Here is a 20,401-nt window from a genome sequence, read left to right on the forward strand (position 1 = left end):
TATATTGTATTTGATTCATAACTTTTTCAAGCAGATCTAGTAGACACAATGCCCGTTTTAGGAAATATTTAATCTCATTAAGAAAAAGCTGCCCTGTAAAGGCAGCCGATTGTTTAACTAAAGTAACTTGTTAGTTGAAGAAATTATATTTCAAGAAAAATATTCTCAGATCAAAATTATGTCTATCATTTTATTTAGGTGGATTTAGTTGCTACGAAAATCCAAGCTATTTTTATTTAATGTGTAATTCTACCGAAAAGGGGTTTTTGCTGTTTTTGGAAACCTTAATACTTGAGCTGCCCATTTTTTGGATAATCTCGAAAATAACCTGCCCCTTTACATTTGACACGTCTATTCTATAGACTTTTTCTGCATCAGGATCTAGGGTATCTATATGTGCAGGTTGATTATCGACATAAACAGGTAATAATTCCTTTGTCGGTGAATTTTTACTGTATGCATTTATGGTGAATTGACGACTAAGTTCTTGGTTCTTATTTTTAACTTTTACATATAGGTTATCGCTATCTTCCTCCGTAGAAATCATACAGCGTGAGACATTTGTTTTTGTCATGTAGCCTCCTCCGATTCTTTTCTATTCTTTTTTGAGAGAATTAATAGCGTCAAGGATAGCTTTGCGATTACTATATTCACTTTGTAATAACTCATTCATTATATTAGTGAATTTAGAAACTAGAGGTTCTATATTGTCTGAATTCTGGTTACCCATTAAGCTTTCCATCATAATAAGATTAGATAGAGTCATAGCCATAAATCCAGCACTATTATCGGTTACGTTGATAACGGTATTGTTTCCATTTGTAAAGGTATTGTTTCCAGCGTTTGCGGTAGCAGTTGAGTCAGCATCTCCAGTTGCATCGGAATCGGCAGTTGCATCGGCATCACCAGTTGCATCGGAATCGGCAGTTGCATCGGCATCTCCAGTTGCATCGGAATCGGCGGTTGCGTCGGCATCTCCAGTTGCATCGGAATCGGCGGTTGCGTCGGCATCTCCAGTTGCATCGGAATCGGCGGTTGCGTCGGCATCTCCAGTTGCATCAGCGTCTCCAGTCGCAGTTGCATCACCAGATGCGGTTGCATCGGCATCTCCAGTTGCATCAGCGTCTCCAGTGGCATCGGCGTCTCCAGTTGCATCGGCGTCTCCAGTTGCGTCGGCGTCACCAGTTGCATCGGCATCGGCGGTTGCATCGGCATCTCCAGTTGCATCGGCATCTCCAGTTGCATCGGCATCTCCAGTTGCATCGGCATCTCCAGTTGCATCAGCATCTCCAGTTGCATCGGCATCGGCGGTTGCGTCGGCATCACCAGTTGCATCGGCATCGGCGGTTGCGTCGGCATCACCAGTTGCATCAGCATCTCCAGTTGCATCGGCGTCTCCAGTTGCATCAGCATCTCCAGTTGCATCGGCATCTCCAGTTGCATCGGAATCGGCGGTTGCGTCGGCATCTCCAGTTGCATCAGCGTCTCCAGTTGCATCGGCGTCTCCAGTTGCATCGGCGTCTCCAGTTGCATCGGCGTCTCCAGTTGCATCGGCGTCTCCAGTTGCATCGGCGTCTCCAGTTGCATCGGCATCTCCAGTTGCATCGGCATCTCCAGTTGCGTCGGCGTCTCCAGTTGCATCGGCATCAGCGGTTGCATCGGCATCGGCGGTTGCATCGGCATCTCCAGTTGCATCAGCATCTCCAGTTGCATCGGCGTCTCCAGTTGCATCGGCGTCTCCAGTTGCATCGGCGTCTCCAGTTGCATCGGCGTCTCCAGTTGCGTCGGCGTCTCCAGTTGCATCGGCATCAGCGGTTGCATCGGCATCGGCGGTTGCATCGGCATCTCCAGTTGCATCAGCGTCTCCAGTTGCATCAGCATCTCCAGTTGCATCGGCGTCTCCAGTTGCATCGGCATCAGCGGTTGCATCGGCATCGGCGGTTGCATCGGCGTCTCCAGTTGCATCAGCATCTCCAGTTGCATCGGCGTCGGCAGTTGCGTCGGCGTCACCAGTTGCGTCGGCGTCACCAGTTGCGTCGGCGTCACCAGTTGCATCGGCGTCACCAGTTGCATCGGCATCTCCAGTTGCATCGGCGTCGGCAGTTGCGTCAGCGTCGGCAGTTGCGTCGGCGTCGGCGGTTGCGTCGGCATCAGCAGTTGCGTCGGCATCAGCAGTTGCGTCGGCATCAGCAGTTGCGTCGGCATCAGCAGTTGCGTCGGCATCACCAGTTGCATCGGCATCAGCAGTTGCATCGGCGTCACCAGTTGCATCGGCATCAGCAGTTGCATCGGCGTCACCAGTTGCATCGGCGTCACCAGTTGCATCGGCGTCACCAGTTGCATCGGCGTCACCAGTTGCATCGGCGTCACCAGTTGCATCGGCGTCACCAGTTGCATCGGCGTCACCAGTTGCATCGGCATCAGCAGTTGCGTCGGAGTCACCAGTTGCGTCGGCATCAGCAGTTGCGTCAGCATCAGCAGTTGCGTCAGCGTCAGTGTTAACTATCCATGGATACCGAGCATCGCATCGTCTGCAAAATTTTTCAAGATTTTCACTTTTGTAATGACAATATTCACATTTCCAATTACTCATTTTTGTACCTCCTTTCTAAATAATGATCAAGTTGAAAAATAATAATCAACCTGTCTGGATAGCATATGACTTTAAAAATTATTGAACTAGTTAATCTGACTAACTAACTACATCAAAAATTTATTAGGTAGAGTTATAGTCTCTATTAAGCACAGAACCGCATGAGCAGTTATAGACTCGCTCCGCTAACGCACCCGTTTGCTTAATAAGATGACAGCTCTCTTGTAAGTGAATGCTTTCCGAATGAACCTCTTTCATAATTACCATCCTTTTAATTTCTTTTGATTTTCAATAAAATGGCCTGATAATGAAAATCCAGGCCATTCTTTCTTCCATTAAAAAAACTCCCTTTTACGGGAGATCCTTTATGTTGAACTATTGAAAATAAGACTTAAGTAGTTGTAAAAAAACAAGTTTCTGTATAACTAGTTAGGATAAAAAAAATTAAAAATTAACGGTCTCTTTGATAGTTGACCATTGAATTTCGGGATTAAATTCATTGCTAGTCATCATCGTTCCAACAAATATATCATCGGTATTAGTTATGTTATTCAAATAGTGTTCAATAGTTGAACTGATAACTTTTGAGGTGTATAAACCTGATAATTCATTCTTAGGAACCCAAAATAATTCCCCTTCGTCTGAAGGAATAAAGTTCATATACTTTGTTTCTCCAAAGTAGACATATTGCTGACGTATTTCCCCGCTATTTTTCTCAAGCAGTATGTATTCAAGTCTGAAATTTTTGATGTCATCCTTTTTAAATCCTGTCTCTTCTTCAATTTCCCTGTAACTTGCCGTCATTGGAGAATTAAGTTCATCGGATTCCATATGACCTCCAATTCCACCCCAAAATTCAAAATTAAAGATTTTACTTTTTTTCTTTTTCATCATTAGTACACTTCCTTGATGAATTAAGAATGCAGTAGCCATTTGTCGGACTTCCAATAATACCATCCTCTCTAATTCTACAATTATTTTTTAAACTAAAAGTGCATTATACGATCAAAAATCCTACTACATATAATGGCCCTTCAATGGAATAACATTATTATTACTTAACAGGTACCTGATCTACAGGTAAAACCGAAATCCCTTCTGTTATAGAGATAGGAAATTCCGGTTCGTCTTTTTTACAAAAAAATTTGATCATTTCAATAAGCCTTCTTCAACTAAACCGCCCCTTTAGTTAAACAAGAAAATAAGTTGTCTAAACAACTCAACGATCTTCAAGTAACGCACTCATTAGTTAAGGATTTGTTACTTTTTTAAGCTACCTAACAAAACATAACCAAATACAATCCCAGCTATTTTTGTGAATGCAATAGGATCACCTAGCAGTAGAATCTCTCTTCCGAATAACAGTTTCATCCCGAAAAAGACTTGCAGCATTGGCATCATCGCAATATAAAGAGACGGGATTCCAATTGCAACAAACTTAATCCAGTCAAACGACCATTGTTTTTTTTCTTTAATTTCTAGAATCAATTTAGGTAATCGTAACAACAATCCAAATAAAATTGGAAATATAGTTACGGGTGCTATAGAAGTCATGTAATTAAATGTCTCTGCCACTTCTTTTCTTAATCGTTCTTGATAACCCATTGCTAGATACAAAATAAATCCAATAACTATTGTAGAAACGAAATAAAATGAAAATTTTTTCATTGAGTCCCCCCCTTTTTTATACAATAGCTTTTATTAAACAAACCTGCCCCGTTAGCCATACATGTAACGCAAAATCAGTGCTACACCACAGAGGATGAAAATGTGTGCAGAACGACGGCTGGCGAAGAAGGTCGATGAACTATGGTGCCATTGAGTCCATCCGTTAGTCTGACTCCAACGACAACGGTGCATCACAGACTGTCGCACTCTATACGAGTAGCACTTATGGGAGATTAATCCTACTCTAGTTATTGCACAAGCCTGCCTTTATTCTATGAAGAATGGAGTTGGTTCTTGATTAACTTTCAACTTAATATAATCATTTTGTAGGCTCAGCGTTTTTTAATTTTCATGGGAGTTGAATAAGAATGAAATATTAAGCCTACTTTAATTCACCTATAAACCAAATATCTCTTTTATAAATTTCCCCATCTTCATCGGTTATTTCTTCTTTAAATCCTAAAATCTCCATATCCTTGGGGATATTTATTCCCCAATCACTCTCAAAACTTCTTTCTTTGGACAGGGGAATCCATTTTTGAAATTCGTCATTTCTATTAAAGAACCCCTCGAAATGAGAATCACCAGCAAACACTATAATTTGAGAATCAAACAATGCTTGGAAACTAATATAAACAACCACTCGACACTTATCAGGAGCATTTAGATTGATTTCAATCAAATGTTTAGCCTGTTCTAATAAAGTTTGAACACAAAGTCTCTTAATTCCAAAAGGAGTCCTATCGGAATCAATAAAACCTTGGGCAACTGGTAAATGAAGATGCCAATACCCATTATAAAAATCCAAAGGGAAATCAGAAGTTTCCTCCCAGATTCGTTTTATCATATCTCTTGTTTTTCGTTTTAACCCCCTTAACTTCTTATTACGCATTTTTATCTCCTTTCTGTTTTCCATACAATTTAACCTTTTTTGTTTAGTATATAGTTGCTTATTTTCCCCGTCTCCTTATCCAACTAACCTGTCAGTTAATTCAAAAAGAAAAAAGCTTTACTCATTAATGAAGTAAAGCACCTGTTCGTTCAGCATTCAATATTTGGATATTTTTTTTACTTCACACAAGAAAAAGCCAGTACAATAGGAATCCGTTGTCTTCTAACAAATTCATCTTCACTACTAAAATGTTCACGCTTTGGTGTACCCTCACGTAAATCTAGAACTGAAAATCCAGCTTGTTTAAGTGCTATAAAATAATTTTCGATTGTTCGATGATACTTAACCACTATTTGGTCAATTCAAGGCTCTTTTCTTTCCCCCTCCTGGAAGTAGTCATCGACAATCCAATTACCGCGTTTATCTCCAGATTGCTTACTAGCAAAAGACGAAGTTGTAAGTGGATGCTGGATACTAAAAACAAATCTCCCGTTTTCTTTAAGTGTTTTATGAACATCTCGAAACAGGCGATTAATGTCTGAAACATAATGGATTGCAAATCGAGATGTCACAAGATCAAATACTTCTTTTGGATAATCATAAGATTCCATTGTTTCAAAGTGTATTGTCCCGTTTTGTTGAAGTATGTTAGAGCGTGCTACTTCCACCATTTGTTTCGAACCTTCTACTCCTGTGTAGTTTTTTGCTCCTAAATGTAAGAGTTCTTTTCCAAACGATGCATCACCACACCCTAAATCTAAGACGCTACTATCTTGAAAACTCCCAATTAACTCATAGATAATTGGTCCTTCAATTGCATTATTTGGACTATCGTTTCTGTTTATTCTAATCATATAATTTTTCAAAAAATCGGTTTGGTCGTAGACGCTAGGTCCTTTAAATTCCATCGAAACGTCTCCCCTTTAATACTTGAGATGTCGGGCGAATCATCGCCACATACACAAATTAATTTATTCTATAAGTTGTTTTCTAGAATTAACAAGTAGGAAGTTATTTACGTTCAGTAAAAAATTAAATGAAAAATTATCGCTATAAACGATTCCTTATTGAACTCACCTGCCGCGTTAGTTTAATAAGATTTAGTCGCTAAACTCCTTAAAAAGAGTTTCCAATTCATTCACATCGTACATATCTTCATCACAAATAAAAAACACTAATTATAATTAACGACTCCTCATTAATCCCAGAAAAACTTCTCATTTAATAACTATTAACTTTTTCTATGCTTTCAGTATTCGATGGTGTATTACTAGCCTTCTTTTCATTATTTTGTTGGCAACCAAATAACCCCATTAATAAAAATGTTAAAATAAAATTAGACGTGATTATTTTGCTCTCGTTACTTCTTCACTGAACTGCCCCGTTAGCACAATAAGAAAAGCATTACTGTTGTTACACTAAAGCACCCGTTTAATTTAAGTTCAATACTTCACAACTATTTAAGAAAGTAAATGTCCTATATCTATTCTGCATGTTGGGGTTTAATATCAGTTTCTTCAATAGGACTGCCTGCTATGGTCCATATATCCTCTTGATAAATTACTTTGTCTTTAACTGCATACTCATAAACTATTCTTGACTCACTTTTAAAAATTACATGAAAATATATGACAGGTTTTATTGCCATTTCATCAGTATCAGAAATATTCCATGAATCCTCTGGATAGCTTTCTTCTAAATGTTGTTCCAAAACCTCAATAGCTTTATTCGTTTGATACTCTATTATATAAGGTCTAATCGCTCCATAATAGCTGTAATAGCCTATTAATACGATACCCGATAAAATCCAGACACTCTTTCTAATTTTTTTAGGTACTAGAAAAGCTAATAAGCTAACAACTACGACACAACTTGTAACTAGAAATAATCCAATAATTACTGTAGGGCTCATTAATATCCCCCCTTTTTTTCTTGCTCGTTATTAATTTACATACTAACATAATTTTAAGTTTTGACAGAATTGATAATTAATGGTTTCAAATTGAACAAACCATTCCCGATTACTGGAGAAATTTTTAGGCCCATACAAAGACTTTTCCCCAGATTGAAAGAATACTTGAAACTGATAATCTGGAAAAGATAACAACAGAAGTTGTTGAAGCCACACGAGATAGCTTAATTATTGGAATCAAGTAAATAAAATTAATAAAGATGAAACTCATCATATTCGGAAGTACAATTAGAAATAAGGGGGGCGTTAATATGGGGGTTTCCGAAATTGTAGTATTATTATTGGTTTATAGTGGACTTATGATTTTCTTTTTAGTTCCATTACAAAGTCGAGTACAATCAAAATATTACCAACAAAGTCAAGTATCCTTTATATCCGTTTTCAAAGATAATTTAGTCAAAATGGTTATTCATAAAAAGGCTGTTTTAGCTGCGGCATTATTAGGATTTATGTTAATCAGCATTTGGGCAGGATATGCTAACGTAGAATGGCATTATAATGCTCACAGTGGTTATTTTCCAGTAAGTACCAAATTAACAGCTATCTATTCGATTTGTGGTGTACTTATATATACACTTGTTCTTTTATTATTTCTCGGATATCTGAGGACTTTAAAAATCGTAAAGAACGCAAATAAATAAGAATGAACACGTCTGTTGATTAACCATTTTCTTGCATAAATAACAAGTAAGAAGAGGCTTGAATATCGCCATTTTCACTGAATCATTTCCGGTTCGCTTTCGACACACTATTCACGATATGAGTAACGGGGGAGCGGGTGTGGCAAGGAATGACTACGTCATTCCTTGCCACACCCTTTTCGGTCATCTTATTGTGAATAAGTACCTGTCGCAAACCTACACTATTTAAGTGGAAAATGCAGTTGCTTTAGAAGTAAAGAAGAACTACCTTTTTCATAAGTTATTAGTGCCCGAATATGCAATTTCGGGCACTCTAGTACATTGTACAAGGTGTTCTTTAGTAAGGCTTATACTTCACATCATGTAAACCCCTATCGAAAGTGACACTTCCTAAAATAAGAAAAGACCATTGAGAAAGCTTCAGCCGCCAAAATTGCATCTTTGGCGGCTTTTATCCAGTGAGGAGCCCCTCTCTTCCCTCGTTCCCAAAAGCAGTAGCACTTCGTGTACCTTTGCCTTTGGAGAGCGACGGATGAACGACCACTAGACGATTACTGAAGAAAATGTATAGGAATGCGGCGAAGTCGCATTCCTATACATAAAAATAGCTCAGTTATGTATAGAAGTTGTTCAATCCAAAGCGAGCCAGAAGCAACTGTAAACCGAGCGCCTAGTAGTCAATTAAGTTATTAATTGGTTACTTTTGGTTAATCAACACGTGTGAAGAATGAACGTTAAATTTTTTTTGTTCTCATCGGATATAGTAAAATAAACAGTCTGCCGTTAAGGGACACGATTGTCGAACAATGTGCAGGCGCATTGTTACTAGCCAGATTCGAATCATTCTTTAATAATTGGTTGTAAAAATATACAAAACCCAGCAATCTTCTCATATGAAGCTTGCTGGGTTGTAAAGTTGGTTGTGCACAATGACGCCAAAAGTGACAACCATAACTTCTACATCATCTAGTTTTTAAATAGATTTCTTTTGTGCCACTTGAAATAAGGCTTGTTCTCCTCAGTTCTGGCGATTTTCATTTTTGAATGCATACTGTACTTTTCATAATCCTCTTCCGAAATCTGTGATGAAATATGCAATCTACCTTGTCCATCGAATGCGATAAATCCATTCTCATAGAGCGCATCATGATTACAACATAGAAGGACACCATTATAAGGATCCACTCTTTCAAAACTCGTACCGTCTTTCCATGGCTTAGAGTAGGTTGCGCGAAGCAGTGCAGGTAACTCAATCTCACAAAGAACACATTTATGATCCCACAGTGGTAGTAAACCTTCCCTAAACTTTTGTTGCCCTAAACGAATCTTTGTTTTCAATTCCGATTCTGTTTCAGCAATCATGGGAATGAATGTGTTACGCTCTGTTTGAAGCACCGTACCAATTGCTAATTCGAGCTGCTCTTCATCTACTTGATAAATATTAAGGTCGCCAATTAATTCTATTAACTTTATTGCTAATTCCTCATTGCAAGGATATAAATACCCTTGATTACCATTTGCATCTGTTTGAAATGGTGAATACTTAATTGGCAGAAGTGGCAAAATGTCATCAAATTTCGAGAGTACATTCACAGGTACTTCAAGTTCATGATAGTCCAATTCCACTAAATACCCATCATCAATCAAGCGTTCTTGATTTTGCATAGTTGACGGATTACTCGCTATCAAGCATCCTGTTTTAGCAACACTAATCGCTACAATATTTCCTTTTACATAATGAAATATGCGATCCCCTTCATTTACCTCTATCATTCGCAGCCGTGAATGACGTTCTTTCCCACTACTGTCTTGTTGCAGTGACCAAATGATCCCTAATTCTTTTTCTTCTTGATATGTCTGACCTTGCATCACAACGAAACTTTGCATGTATGGAACACTCCCTAAATCGCAATTCAACTAGCTCTATACTCATTATAGCTGTTTTTTTCCTTTAGGCTGCTTATTGTAGTTTCAAATTGACCTGAATGAGTAAAAAAATGATTTCTGCACAACCAAAAGCCACGATCCCCGAATCATCTTCGGTAATCGTGGCTTTTAATTTTTCATCGTAATACTTAAGACTTCACAGTAACGATTTTACCCTCTTTACGTTCCTTAGCATATTCAGCTGTAGCTGTGAACAGTACGTCAGAAGATGAATTCAGTGCAGTTTCACAAGAATCTTGAACAACACCGATGATAAAGCCTACACCAACCACTTGCATGGCAATATCATTTGGTACTCCAAATAAACTACATGCTAGCGGGATAAGTAAAAGTGATCCGCCTGCTACGCCTGAGGCACCTGCTGCAGAGATAGCCGCTACAACAGAAAGCAGAAGTGCAGTCACGAAATCAACTTCAATCCCAAGCGTCTGGACTGTCGCAAGAGTTAGTACAGCAATTGTAACTGCTGCACCAGCCATATTAATCGTAGCACCTAGAGGAATTGACACTGCATAAGTATCCTCATCTAAGCCAAGTTCTTCACATAATTTCATATTTACCGGAATATTTGCAGCTGAACTACGTGTAAAGAATGCCGTGATACCACTTTCTCTTAAAACCTTGAAAACAATTGGATATGGATTTCTGCGTATATAGACATATACGATTAACGGATTCACTACAAGTGCGATAAACAACATACATCCAACTAAAATTACAACTAATCTACCGTATACAAGTAAAGCAGAAAGACCAGTTGTTACAATAGCATCAAAAACAAGACCCATAATACCAATCGGTGCTAAATTGATCACCCATTGTACGACTTTAGTAATTGCATCTGAAAAACTACCTAACACGTCCTTCGTATTTTGATTGGCATTTTTCAATGCAAGTCCAAGAACAACTGCCCACATTAAAATACCTAAATAGTTTGCATTTAGTAACGCATTAACCGGATTGGCAACTACGTTAAAGAGTAATGTTTCAAGAACCTCAACAATGCCCTCTGGAGGAGAAAGGTTTTCTGCTCCTGTTGTCAACGTTAGTGTAACTGGGAACATAAAGCTTACAGCGACAGCGACAGCCCCTGCTAGGAATGTACCAATCGCATAAAGAACAAGAATCGTTTTCATATTTGTTTTCGTACCGCTTTTATGCGCTGCAATTGCGTGCATTACTAAGAATAATACTAAGACTGGTGCCACTGCCTTTAATGCACCTACAAATAAAGAACCGAAAATGGATACCCAACTTGCTGCAGTAGGAACGGTTAAAGCTAAAATAAGGCCGGCAATAATACCAATAACTATCCTTTTTACTAGACTTATTTGATTCCATTTAACAAATAAATTTTTCATTATACTATCCTCCAAATTTTTCTTTAAACTCGTATTATAAAAAATGCGCAATCACTTCTCCACGTTGAGGCAAAATGTACTTGTTTCACCTTGAAGTAGACTGAAACTTTATTTTAACACATCCTTTTTAGAATTGTGCATTATATTAGAATACTTTTTGTGGTTTACTATTAAAATCGTTTGGGCGCTAGTCAGAGATTTTGGATCATATGGACAGTGTAGCTACATAATGAAAACAAAAAAACAACAATCACTGAATTTCCTTCAGTAATTATTGCTTTAAATCCCATAAATTACATTCAATTTCACGAATGTTTTTATGGATATGGTGGGAATTGGGCCCGCCTAGGACAGTAAAAAAGAGAGCCATTATAACTCTCAAAAATACGATTAATAACCAGATCAAATAATATTTCGAGTATCGAATCTTTGAAGTTTCACCCACTTAAACTATTTAACGCTACTCTATGACATCACATTCGCTAAGAGCAATCTGTACAGGTTCTACGTGTAGTTCATCATAAATGATTCTAAGACACTTAAACCTGCTCGTCTCGTTGAAATAACAGGTAAACAAACTGGCTAGGCTTACCCACTTCCCTACACCAATATTTGTAAATAAGTTATACTGTATCATGAACTGATATGCCCATTGTTCAACTAACGCGGCACGATAGTTCAACAAGGATAACATATGAACAGTGGTGAATTATTGATTGATAGAAAACTTTAAAGGGGGCAGGGATTAATGTATGTGGAAGAATTACATTGAGAAAATATCGAAAGAATATTATTTCAAAGCACCAGCAACCAATTCTGAAATAACTTTTATAAAAAAAGAATTAAATATTGAATTACCAAAAAAATTATTAGACCTATTAAATGAAACAAATGGAGTATTTGACAAATTTGATTGTCCTTTGATTTGGTCAACTGGAAAAATAGTAGAAGACAACTTGTTTTTTAGAAATTTTGATGATTATAAAGATATTTATATGCCATTTGATAATTTAATGTTTTTTTCTGATGGGGGAAATGGGGATTTGTTCGGTTTTGCTATATTAAATGGGAGTATTCAAAAAGAGGACATATATGTATGGAATCATGAGGATGATAGCCGAACTTGGATTGCTTCTTCGTTAGAAGATTTTATAAAAGATTGGATTACTTCCGAAATTTCTATATAAATAGGAGGTTTCGTTCTTAAATAAACGGGTGTTTTACTTCAATTAGGGGTTAAGCACCCTTTTCTTATTCAACTAAAAGAGCAAAATAGTTCAATAAGATAATTGGAATTATGTGGTAAAGTTAATTATTCAACTTACATGTCGAGGTAGTTTAATAAGAAGGAGACAAGGTAGGATAGACTAATTACGATGAAAAGGAAGGACTATAATTATGGATCGAATTTATTTTGTAGACAATCCTTGGCCTAATGGTCATCGAATAATCAACTTTAAGTGGAGTGCACATTTCAAATATGAAGAAGAGGAAGTATTGAAAGAAAGAACAGGATTGTATTTCGATTTACATTTGGAAACTGCAGATTATTATGAGGAAGATTTAGATTTAGATTTAGATGAGAATGACGATGAAGAAGTAGACGATTGGCACGCTAAAATTGTATGGAACAACTATCATAGTTGTACTATGTCATCTCAAGAATGGGATTATAAAGGTTTTCATGTAGGAAGTGATGAGGCACCATTTGACCTAGAGACACTAGATGGGAAGGCATATGAAATTGACTTTCTATCCAAGGATGAACAGGAAAACTTGAATCTAGATTTGACTGCATTTGATGTTTATTTGCTCGGTCACGATGCGACAGCCTATCACATTATTAAGTTTACTAAGGAAAAAGGCCAGTCTTATCAAATTGATTGGAAAGGTAAGTTGGCGCTGGCTTATACAGGTGATTACGAGTTCAGATATGATTTTCATGCATTAATTTCTTCTACGTCATTTAGCGGAATTGCTATTCCTGATGAAATAACGGATTATAGGGCCTATGAGCTTCTAGAGCGCTTCGTTAGTAAACCAACATTATTTGAATTGCAGAATGACAATGGTAAGAGAAAATTTATATTTAAATAACAATATGACTTGAATATTTATGGGATGTTACGTTTTATAAAGGCTTTTCGTTGCTATTAGGCAGTATTAGCAAATGGGATCGATAGTAGCTCAAAGGTGAAGCGATTGAGCTTATCTGGTCGTCTGCTGTTACGGTCAATCTATCTCGTTGAATATCTTCTTTTTATTTACCTTGCCGTAGTTTTTGTAAATAAGAAAGTCACAGTTTAATAGGGGTGTAATTTATGTTAAGAAAATGGATTTTATTAATTGGTGGAGCTGCATTAACCTCTTTAATACTTAGTTTGTTTTTTGTTAATAGGGCTAGTGAAGATCCCATGCTCGCTAGAAAGATTTTAGAGCAGGCGGAAAGTGGTACAACAGAAATCTCACTGTCTACTTTAACTGATTTTGACTGGGAGAAGGCATCAGTCTATGGACCATATACAACAGTAGATGTCATAGAAGAATCATTGAATGTTGAATTTAAGGGCAGTATTAATGGAATTGATTTTAGAGAAGATATTTTTCTACTCGTATTTGCTAAGGGAAACCATGCTATAAAAACGGTAGTACTTTCAAGAAAAGTAGGTAATTATTACGAAAAGAACGGTATGCTGACACCAAAGAATGATTTATTAATTATTAAAAAATAGCTGATATTGACACTTTACTGGTCTTGTCACGCCCCACCCCCAGCCGCCGCAGCAGACTGGGCTGCTTTTGCGCAGTCAATCGCCACAACAAGCGACACGAGAAGTGGTTCCATCTCATCCTCTACAATTATCAACTGGTAGCTATCTCCCCATGTGAACCACTTTTTGCTGACAGCACCAATCAGTTCCCCATTTCGGTATACTTCGAAATCCATATCCCACCAATTCCCCTGTACTTCTATCCCTGCCGCGTCAATTGAATACCGTGCTTTTAAAAAAGAAAATTCCTTTTTTATCGTTACCATTTCTTGGCCGTGTACTTCGACAAAAAAAGTCGGTAGAAAACTAAACGTTTTTTTCGTGATCATCGCCACTTCTTGACAAGCTACATCCATAATCGAAAACGTCTTCGGTATTTGCATAAAGCTTCCTTCTACGAAATACACTTCATTCTCTTCTTGATCCTTCACCGAAAACTTGCCGCTCAAACTAAATACCTTTTGCTTAATATACAACTGTCTCATGTAATCCCCCCTGTACTAGAAACCCCTTTTCAGTAAAACCCGTTCTCTCTACTACGTATCGGATGACAATACGTTTCACTTTCTCCATAAATATATGGGGAAAACATATAGTCTTGCTACTCTACTCTAGCCCGCATCCGTGCCAACACCCGCTCCCCCGCCCTGGCAAGTCCTAAATAATTCGGATATGCGACAACTTTGTTACGGTGGAAGTATAATATATTCGCAGCATCCAGTTCATCGAAATGAAAAAGCTTCGGCATTAAATGGGAGGCATTGGTCATTCGTTTTGGCGTCTCTCGGAACATGTCCTGATGGAGTGCGTGCGCTTCCAAAACATTCTCACTGTAATAAAATGCGAATAGTTCTGGCTCTCTAGTTTCAATGACGTACAGCTTAATCTTGCCAATACTTAACTGATTTCGTGCAACCATTTTCGAAATTGCCTCGTCGTCATAGTCGATGGCATCCAGTAATTCGGAATCTTCCTCCACTTTCACTTCCCCCTCGGCAATTGCCCAAAAAGTCCGATGGGCCAACCGAAACATGTCTTGTACAGTTACCATGTTCACGCCATCTTTTCTCTTGAGCGATCGATGTTGTGGAAAATGCCCGTTTCTTTCATATAAAGGACAGTTGTTGTGCCTGTTGGGCAGTTGCGATGTTTTACGATATTTATTTCTAATAGGTCCGGCATATCTGTTTCTTTATTGTAGTATTCGTAACGGTATAAAAAACCGATCACATCCACATCTCGTTCAATATTGCCTGAGTTACGTAAATTGCTCATAACGTGGGGGTTGTATCACGGATTTCGACACCGCGGTTTAGCTGGGTTAGACAAACGATTTATTTTCCCGCGGACAATCGATAATGTATCCGCATCATTTGTCACAATGTAAATATCATTATCAGAATACCCCTGTGTTTTTAACTCGTCGATCTTATTCAAAACCTCAGTTTCATTTTGGAATGTGCCTACAAACTTTTTGTAAGCCATATCAATTTCCCTCCTAAGATTTTCATTATTTTACGCTTACCAGGGTTCCATCAAAATCTGGGAGTTGTTCAACAAAAATTCAGCAAAATATTATCATGAAAAGCCCCCAGCTGAAATATTCATTAATAAAGTGTTAGTGTTGGATAGAGAAATTGAGTAAGGAGCAATGGTAAATCATAGGGTTATTAGAGGCTGTGTATAGCTTTCTTATGATGAAAATGTTATTTTGAATAAAATAAATTTAGTTTTTGTGAAAAGTTTGGGATAGTGTTTAGATTATTAACATTGATTTGATCAATATTGCATACATATATATGAAAACTTAAAGTAGAGGTATTGATTAGTATGAATGAGAAGTTACTAAAAAATGCCGATGCATGCTATCGGTTGGCTGAGCAGGAGGCTGCTCATTATTTTAAATCACTTTCTGAACAGCTCGTGCAAAACATGGTTGCCCCTGTTTTGATAAAAGATATACAGTCTTGGAAACAGAACCATATTCATCCTTTCCGGTTATTATCTATTTTTTCGCGTAGAAAGGGAAAAACTGGTTCAGAGGGGTATCACACTTATATCCAATGGCTGGATTACACAGGTAAACTAGATAATTATTTAGATCGAAGCATTTCCTATATTTACATGCGAGATTTGGGCAAAGCTTTGGACTCACCTGACACACAGACCAGGGTTCAACGTACAGTTGATAGTTTAAAAAATCACCTAATTGATTCTAATCCGAAAAACCCTGGAAGTAAATTGGAGATGTTTACTATGGCTGGGATGTATCGGCTTGCCCAGAAGGAAGGCGTTGAATCCACCATGATCTGGGTGATGGACAAATTAAAGACTGTATCATCCCATATTCCAGAGGGGATGGATGCTGAGGAAGCCAAGCGGAAACTTATCAAAATCATAGCCGGGGTCATCCTACATGTGGTTGAAGAGATGGACGCTGAGATTACGCCTGAAGAACGTACCCGGAAGCTCGAAGAAGCGATTAGGCTTGGGTATTCCTATGGTCTGACGTATCCATTCATTGACGACCTTCTGGATGCCGGTGTTTTATCAAATCAAGAGAAAAAACGATATTCCGATCTAATACGGTCCACACTTATCACAGGATCTGTTCCTGAATTGGATCAGTGGACTGGAAAAAACGCGGAATTCATCAGATTTGCCCATTCGGAACTCCGAGATGCCTTTGAGTATATTAAGAGCCTTCAACGACCAGAGACAAGAAAAAGTTTTTTCGAGCAGTCTTATGTGTTTTTCAATTCCCAGGAAGTGGATCGTGTAAAGGTTCTATCCAATGCGAATTACACCAATGAAGAACTTTATATACCTGTCATTTTAAAATCCTCTTCTTCACGTTTGATTACCCGTTCAGTCATCAGTGCTCCTGAGGATGAGGGCTTCCATAACCGAACATTTTTATATGGCATTTACAACCAGCTAGCGGATGATTTTGCGGATATGTTTGATGACTTAAATGAAGAAAGAGTAACACCCTATACCTATTATTTGAAATATCACGATAAGCGCTCGGACCTCGTAAATCCCTTTGAATTGTACTGGACAGTCATCTATAATTTGATCCATAATGTCTATAGCTCTGATAGCAAGACGCGTGAGGTGATACTCGATCGTGCCATAAACGGGCTGAAACGATTTAAAAAACGAATGGGCACTAATAAATACAACGAAGTTATGAAGTTATTTGCTTCGGGAAATCCTACATTCAGCAAAGTCATTCAACGTATGGTTCGAAAAGCGGATGATGTTGATTTCTTTGATAAACTGCTTCGAGATCATATGATTACGAATCTGAAAAGTGAACGGAAAGAGCAGGAAGCCTTTTTAGTTACAATCGAAACTGTACGTGACCAGATCAACGACGTATTATCTATTTCCGAAATAGGAAATACCTCTTCGATGAGTGAACCGATAATCGATGCGGCAAATTACAGTCTGAAAAGTGATGGAAAGCGACTAAGGCCAATCATGACTTGGGTCATGGGTGTGAACGAATATGGATTGGATAAGTCATCAATCGTCCCGCTTCTGAGATCATTGGAATATATGCATACGGCATCCCTCATTTTTGATGATATGCCATCCCAAGATAATGCGCCCAAGCGTAGAGGGCGTCCAACCTTACATCAGGTCTATGACGTTGCCACAGCTGAATTAACTGGACTTTTCCTGACCCAAAAAGCGGTTGAAGAACAAACATCTCTTGACCAGTATGATCCAAAAACGGTGCTACGCTTGATTCGATATTCGTCCCAAATCGTAGGGGATATGTGTAGAGGACAGGCGATGGACTTGGATTCCAGAGGGAAACAATTGACGCTGGAACAATTGAATACGATGTGCTTTTATAAGACCGGAATCGCATTTGAAGCTTCTCTTATAATGCCTGCAATTCTGGCCCATGCAACGGAGTTGGAAATGGAAGCTTTGAAAAGATTCTCCCGTCATGCCGGCATTGCATTTCAGATTAAGGATGATCTGCTTGATGTGGAAGGAGATCAGAACGTACTCGGGAAACCCATTGGAAAAGATGCTGAAAACAACAATACGACATTTGTATCAATCCTAGGTGCTAACGGTGCCAGAAAAGCGATGTGGGAACATTATTGTTTTGCGATGGAAACGTTACAAGAAATACCACGTAATACGACTTTTTTGAAGCATTTATTGAATTATCTCGTGAACCGAGACCATTGAGTTTGTTGGTTTCCAACAAACTCTTCGAAGTCTTCAACCAAAGCCCAGAACTGTCCAACGAACTCAGCAAAGTGTCCAACCAATGCTTCAAAGTGTCCTACTAACAACGAGGTTTCCAACAAACTCTTCGAAGTCTTCAACCAAAGCCCAGAACTGTCCAACGAACTTGGCAAAGTGTCCTACCAAAGCTTCAAAGTGTCCTACCAACAACGAGGTTTCCAACAAACTCTTCGAAGTCTTCAACCAAAGCCCAGAGCTGTCCAACGAACTTGGCTAAGTGTCCTACTAAAGCTTCAAAGTGTCCTACTAACAACGAGGTTTCCAACAAACTCTTCGAAGCCTACAACCAAAGCCCAGAACTGTCCAACGAACTCAGCAAAGTGTCCAACCAATGCTTCAAAGTATCCTACTAACAACGAGGTTTCCAACAAACTCTTCGAAGTCTTCAACCAAAGCCCAGAGCTGTCCAACGAACTCGGCAAAGTGTCCAACCAATGCTTCAAAGTGTCCTACCAACAACCAGGTTTCCAACAAACTCTTCGAAGTCTTCAACCAAAGCCCAGAGCTATCCAACGAACTCGGCCAAGTGTCCTACCAAAGCTTCAAAGTGTCCTACAAACGGAGAATATTCTGTTTGTTAAATGCAATTACACATTCATATAGTGAAGTTTTGATCATTACCTGCTGTGGCCAAACCATAAGCATTAAAGTACAGCAAGAAAAAAAAAGCCGTCTCCTCGATTTTTAAAAATCGTAGTAGACGGCTTTTTTCATAATTCGGTCTTACAGTTCAGTCTCGCATCTCAAGATAAGATAGGGATACTTTCAGATTCGCGTTACGCACACGAATTTCATTCAGCAAGTCCTGATCTTTTGTATCAGTCTTACTTCGGATGGCAAATGTATAGAGAATCATCGTCCCCAAGTTCGTTGTTTCAACTTGTCGAAGTTGGAAGTATTCGGTTTTTTCATTCAAAATATCGTCGAATAAATTTTCGTGATTTAGATTTTCTGGGACAGTTACTTTAAGGATTTGCGTATCTTTCCCTTTGCCATAGTCCACTTTGTACAGAATATAGAAAATCAGACTGGCGAATAACGTCAATGCAATGGCCAGAGGGAATTGAAACAGTCCCGCTGTCATCCCGACACATAATCCGAAAAAGATGTAGGCGATATCCTTGGCGTTCGTCACGGCACTTCGGAAGCGGATGAGGGAGAATACGGCGAATAAACCAAACGCCACACCGGCATTTCCGCTTACTACGTTCATAACAACTGACACGACAACACTCATCATAATGATTGTATGGACGAACGCTTGTGAATAGCGCTCTCCTGTAAATGTAATTTGATAAACTTTCGTTATGATTAAACTTAGGACCGCAGCAAGTGCCATCGCGGTAATACTCATCCACATGGTCGGAGTGGCTCCTTCCAATCCATTAGACGAAAACAAGTTCGTGAGTTGATCCATTTTCTATTCCTCCTGTTAGTTGTTCTTCCAATTCTTTCGGTTCAAAATAGCCTGCCTGCGGTAATCCATCTCCACTCAGCAGTTCCATACTGGTACAAAACTTTGAAGCACTGCGCTGCTCACACTGAAGCTCCTGTAAAATACGCGCTAGCCAAAGCGGCACACTGTGATCGACTTTCACTTCTAACACGACGAGATCTGGATCGATGAAATGCTCTCCGTACGGACCATTCTCGATATGCAGATCTTCTTTACGGCAACGTAAGTCGAAGTCGAAGGTAATACGCAATTCTGAATCATGGATACCGTGCAATGCGTGACGGCTATACGATACGACCATTTCGGGACGTAACTGATAGAATTTACGGAAGTAATCAATTTCCTTCATGACTTGTGAATTGGAGGTTTTGTAGTGATCCAAACCCGCTTGACCGTCTTCCTCTAAATAGCGATACGCTTCCCCTAGCGGCAAAAGCATCCGTCTTTTATTGACGACTTTCTTATGTTTCTGCTTCACTTCAAAAAATGCCACGCTGGTAAGATTTGCATTGTCGTATACGCGTAAACGTAATTTCTGGCGGTATTTTAGTTTGTTTTTCGTCTCAAAATAAATGCCTTTCTCCGCATTGTCAAAGTACAGGCTAGTGACTGAATATTTTCCATCGACGCCATTCTTATCATTTCGCATCTCTGGTCCAATCCGTTCCACAAGTTCTTCGTATTGGCGGCGAGTGATTAAATACTTTTGCTCTTTCCGACTGAAGATTTCGATCGCCATATCTATCTACTCCTTTTTGCTGTCGCTCTATGAACTAAATACTAAAAGAAGAACCTTAAACAAACCTTAAAACAATTTATCAATAC

19 protein-coding genes and 1 pseudogene are annotated in these 20,401 nt (G+C 38.7%); 5 read left to right on the forward strand and 15 right to left on the reverse strand.

Annotated elements, in window-relative coordinates; all coding sequences use genetic code 11:
* Positions 1-232: 232 nt before the first annotated feature.
* The 7 genes and pseudogenes from MKZ26_RS09530 to MKZ26_RS09560 all read right to left on the reverse strand — a co-directional run bounded on the left by MKZ26_RS09530 (position 233) and on the right by MKZ26_RS09560 (position 7,065).
* Complete coding sequence (locus MKZ26_RS09530; RefSeq protein ID WP_067206265.1) at positions 233-574, reverse strand: hypothetical protein; 342 nt, start codon at positions 572-574, stop codon at positions 233-235.
* 218 nt (positions 575-792) lie between these two features.
* Positions 793-2,475 (reverse strand): hypothetical protein, encoded by a 1,683-nt coding sequence (locus tag MKZ26_RS09535; RefSeq protein ID WP_340765971.1) that lies wholly within the window; start codon positions 2,473-2,475, stop codon positions 793-795.
* A 562-nt stretch (positions 2,476-3,037) separates the two neighbouring features.
* Positions 3,038-3,550 carry an NUDIX domain-containing protein gene (locus MKZ26_RS09540; protein WP_340765973.1) on the reverse strand — a complete coding sequence of 171 codons (513 nt, stop codon included), beginning with the start codon at positions 3,548-3,550 and terminating at the stop codon, positions 3,038-3,040.
* A 303-nt stretch (positions 3,551-3,853) separates the two neighbouring features.
* Positions 3,854-4,261: a hypothetical protein gene (locus MKZ26_RS09545; protein ID WP_340765974.1), complete on the reverse strand. Its 408-nt coding sequence runs from the start codon at positions 4,259-4,261 to the stop codon at positions 3,854-3,856.
* Between the two features lie 382 nt (positions 4,262-4,643).
* A complete protein-coding gene (locus MKZ26_RS09550; protein ID WP_340767632.1) occupies positions 4,644-5,153 on the reverse strand; it encodes a DUF3916 domain-containing protein in 510 nt (169 codons plus the stop codon).
* Positions 5,154-5,329: 176 nt separating this feature from the next.
* Positions 5,330-6,061, reverse strand: a pseudogene (locus MKZ26_RS09555) (class I SAM-dependent methyltransferase).
* 575 nt (positions 6,062-6,636) lie between these two features.
* Positions 6,637-7,065, reverse strand: a complete 429-nt coding sequence (locus MKZ26_RS09560) for a hypothetical protein (RefSeq protein ID WP_340765975.1) — start codon at positions 7,063-7,065, stop codon at positions 6,637-6,639.
* Between the two features lie 311 nt (positions 7,066-7,376).
* Between MKZ26_RS09560 and MKZ26_RS09570 the strand changes: the two genes are divergently transcribed.
* A complete protein-coding gene (locus MKZ26_RS09570) occupies positions 7,377-7,766 on the forward strand; it encodes a hypothetical protein (protein ID WP_340765976.1) in 390 nt (129 codons plus the stop codon).
* Between the two features lie 966 nt (positions 7,767-8,732).
* Here the strand turns inward: MKZ26_RS09570 and MKZ26_RS09575 are convergent.
* Complete coding sequence (locus tag MKZ26_RS09575; RefSeq protein ID WP_340765977.1) at positions 8,733-9,653, reverse strand: HNH endonuclease; 921 nt, start codon at positions 9,651-9,653, stop codon at positions 8,733-8,735.
* Positions 9,654-9,841: 188 nt separating this feature from the next.
* The gene (sstT, locus tag MKZ26_RS09580) at positions 9,842-11,074 is read right to left on the reverse strand and encodes a serine/threonine transporter SstT (RefSeq protein WP_340765978.1); all 1,233 of its coding nucleotides are present in this window, start codon (positions 11,072-11,074) and stop codon (positions 9,842-9,844) included.
* A 752-nt stretch (positions 11,075-11,826) separates the two neighbouring features.
* Here sstT and MKZ26_RS09585 point away from each other — a divergent pair.
* From MKZ26_RS09585 to MKZ26_RS09595, 3 genes are all read left to right on the forward strand, one after another.
* On the forward strand, positions 11,827-12,261 hold the full coding sequence (locus MKZ26_RS09585; RefSeq protein ID WP_340765979.1) for an SMI1/KNR4 family protein: 435 nt from the start codon (positions 11,827-11,829) through the stop codon (positions 12,259-12,261).
* A 211-nt stretch (positions 12,262-12,472) separates the two neighbouring features.
* Positions 12,473-13,171 carry a hypothetical protein gene (locus MKZ26_RS09590; protein ID WP_340765980.1) on the forward strand — a complete coding sequence of 233 codons (699 nt, stop codon included), beginning with the start codon at positions 12,473-12,475 and terminating at the stop codon, positions 13,169-13,171.
* A 224-nt stretch (positions 13,172-13,395) separates the two neighbouring features.
* Positions 13,396-13,806, forward strand: coding sequence for a hypothetical protein (locus tag MKZ26_RS09595; protein ID WP_187046761.1), 411 nt, complete (start codon positions 13,396-13,398; stop codon positions 13,804-13,806).
* 26 nt (positions 13,807-13,832) lie between these two features.
* Here MKZ26_RS09595 and MKZ26_RS09600 read toward each other — a convergent pair whose 3' ends face one another.
* From MKZ26_RS09600 to MKZ26_RS09615, 4 genes are all read right to left on the reverse strand, one after another.
* Positions 13,833-14,330, reverse strand: coding sequence for an LURP-one-related/scramblase family protein (locus MKZ26_RS09600; RefSeq protein ID WP_340765982.1), 498 nt, complete (start codon positions 14,328-14,330; stop codon positions 13,833-13,835).
* 116 nt (positions 14,331-14,446) lie between these two features.
* On the reverse strand, positions 14,447-14,896 hold the full coding sequence (locus MKZ26_RS09605) for a hypothetical protein (RefSeq protein WP_340765984.1): 450 nt from the start codon (positions 14,894-14,896) through the stop codon (positions 14,447-14,449).
* 2 nt (positions 14,897-14,898) lie between these two features.
* On the reverse strand, positions 14,899-15,120 hold the full coding sequence (locus MKZ26_RS09610; protein WP_340765986.1) for a DnaB-like helicase C-terminal domain-containing protein: 222 nt from the start codon (positions 15,118-15,120) through the stop codon (positions 14,899-14,901).
* A 15-nt stretch (positions 15,121-15,135) separates the two neighbouring features.
* On the reverse strand, positions 15,136-15,330 hold the full coding sequence (locus tag MKZ26_RS09615; protein ID WP_340765988.1) for a general stress protein: 195 nt from the start codon (positions 15,328-15,330) through the stop codon (positions 15,136-15,138).
* Positions 15,331-15,675: 345 nt separating this feature from the next.
* Between MKZ26_RS09615 and MKZ26_RS09620 the strand changes: the two genes are divergently transcribed.
* Positions 15,676-18,060, forward strand: coding sequence for a polyprenyl synthetase family protein (locus MKZ26_RS09620; RefSeq protein WP_340765990.1), 2,385 nt, complete (start codon positions 15,676-15,678; stop codon positions 18,058-18,060).
* 790 nt (positions 18,061-18,850) lie between these two features.
* Here MKZ26_RS09620 and MKZ26_RS09625 read toward each other — a convergent pair.
* Together MKZ26_RS09625 and MKZ26_RS09630 are read right to left on the reverse strand one after the other, a co-directional pair.
* Positions 18,851-19,537 (reverse strand): DUF4956 domain-containing protein, encoded by a 687-nt coding sequence (locus MKZ26_RS09625; protein WP_340765991.1) that lies wholly within the window; start codon positions 19,535-19,537, stop codon positions 18,851-18,853.
* Entirely contained in the window at positions 19,506-20,315 is an 810-nt protein-coding gene (locus tag MKZ26_RS09630; protein WP_340765992.1) for a polyphosphate polymerase domain-containing protein, read from the reverse strand. Before MKZ26_RS09630 ends, MKZ26_RS09625 begins: the two co-directional genes overlap by 32 nt.
* Positions 20,316-20,401: the final 86 nt, after the last annotated feature.

It is taken from the genome of Sporosarcina sp. FSL K6-6792, assembly GCF_038004885.1.
GTDB classification, from domain to species: domain Bacteria; phylum Bacillota; class Bacilli; order Bacillales_A; family Planococcaceae; genus Sporosarcina; species Sporosarcina psychrophila.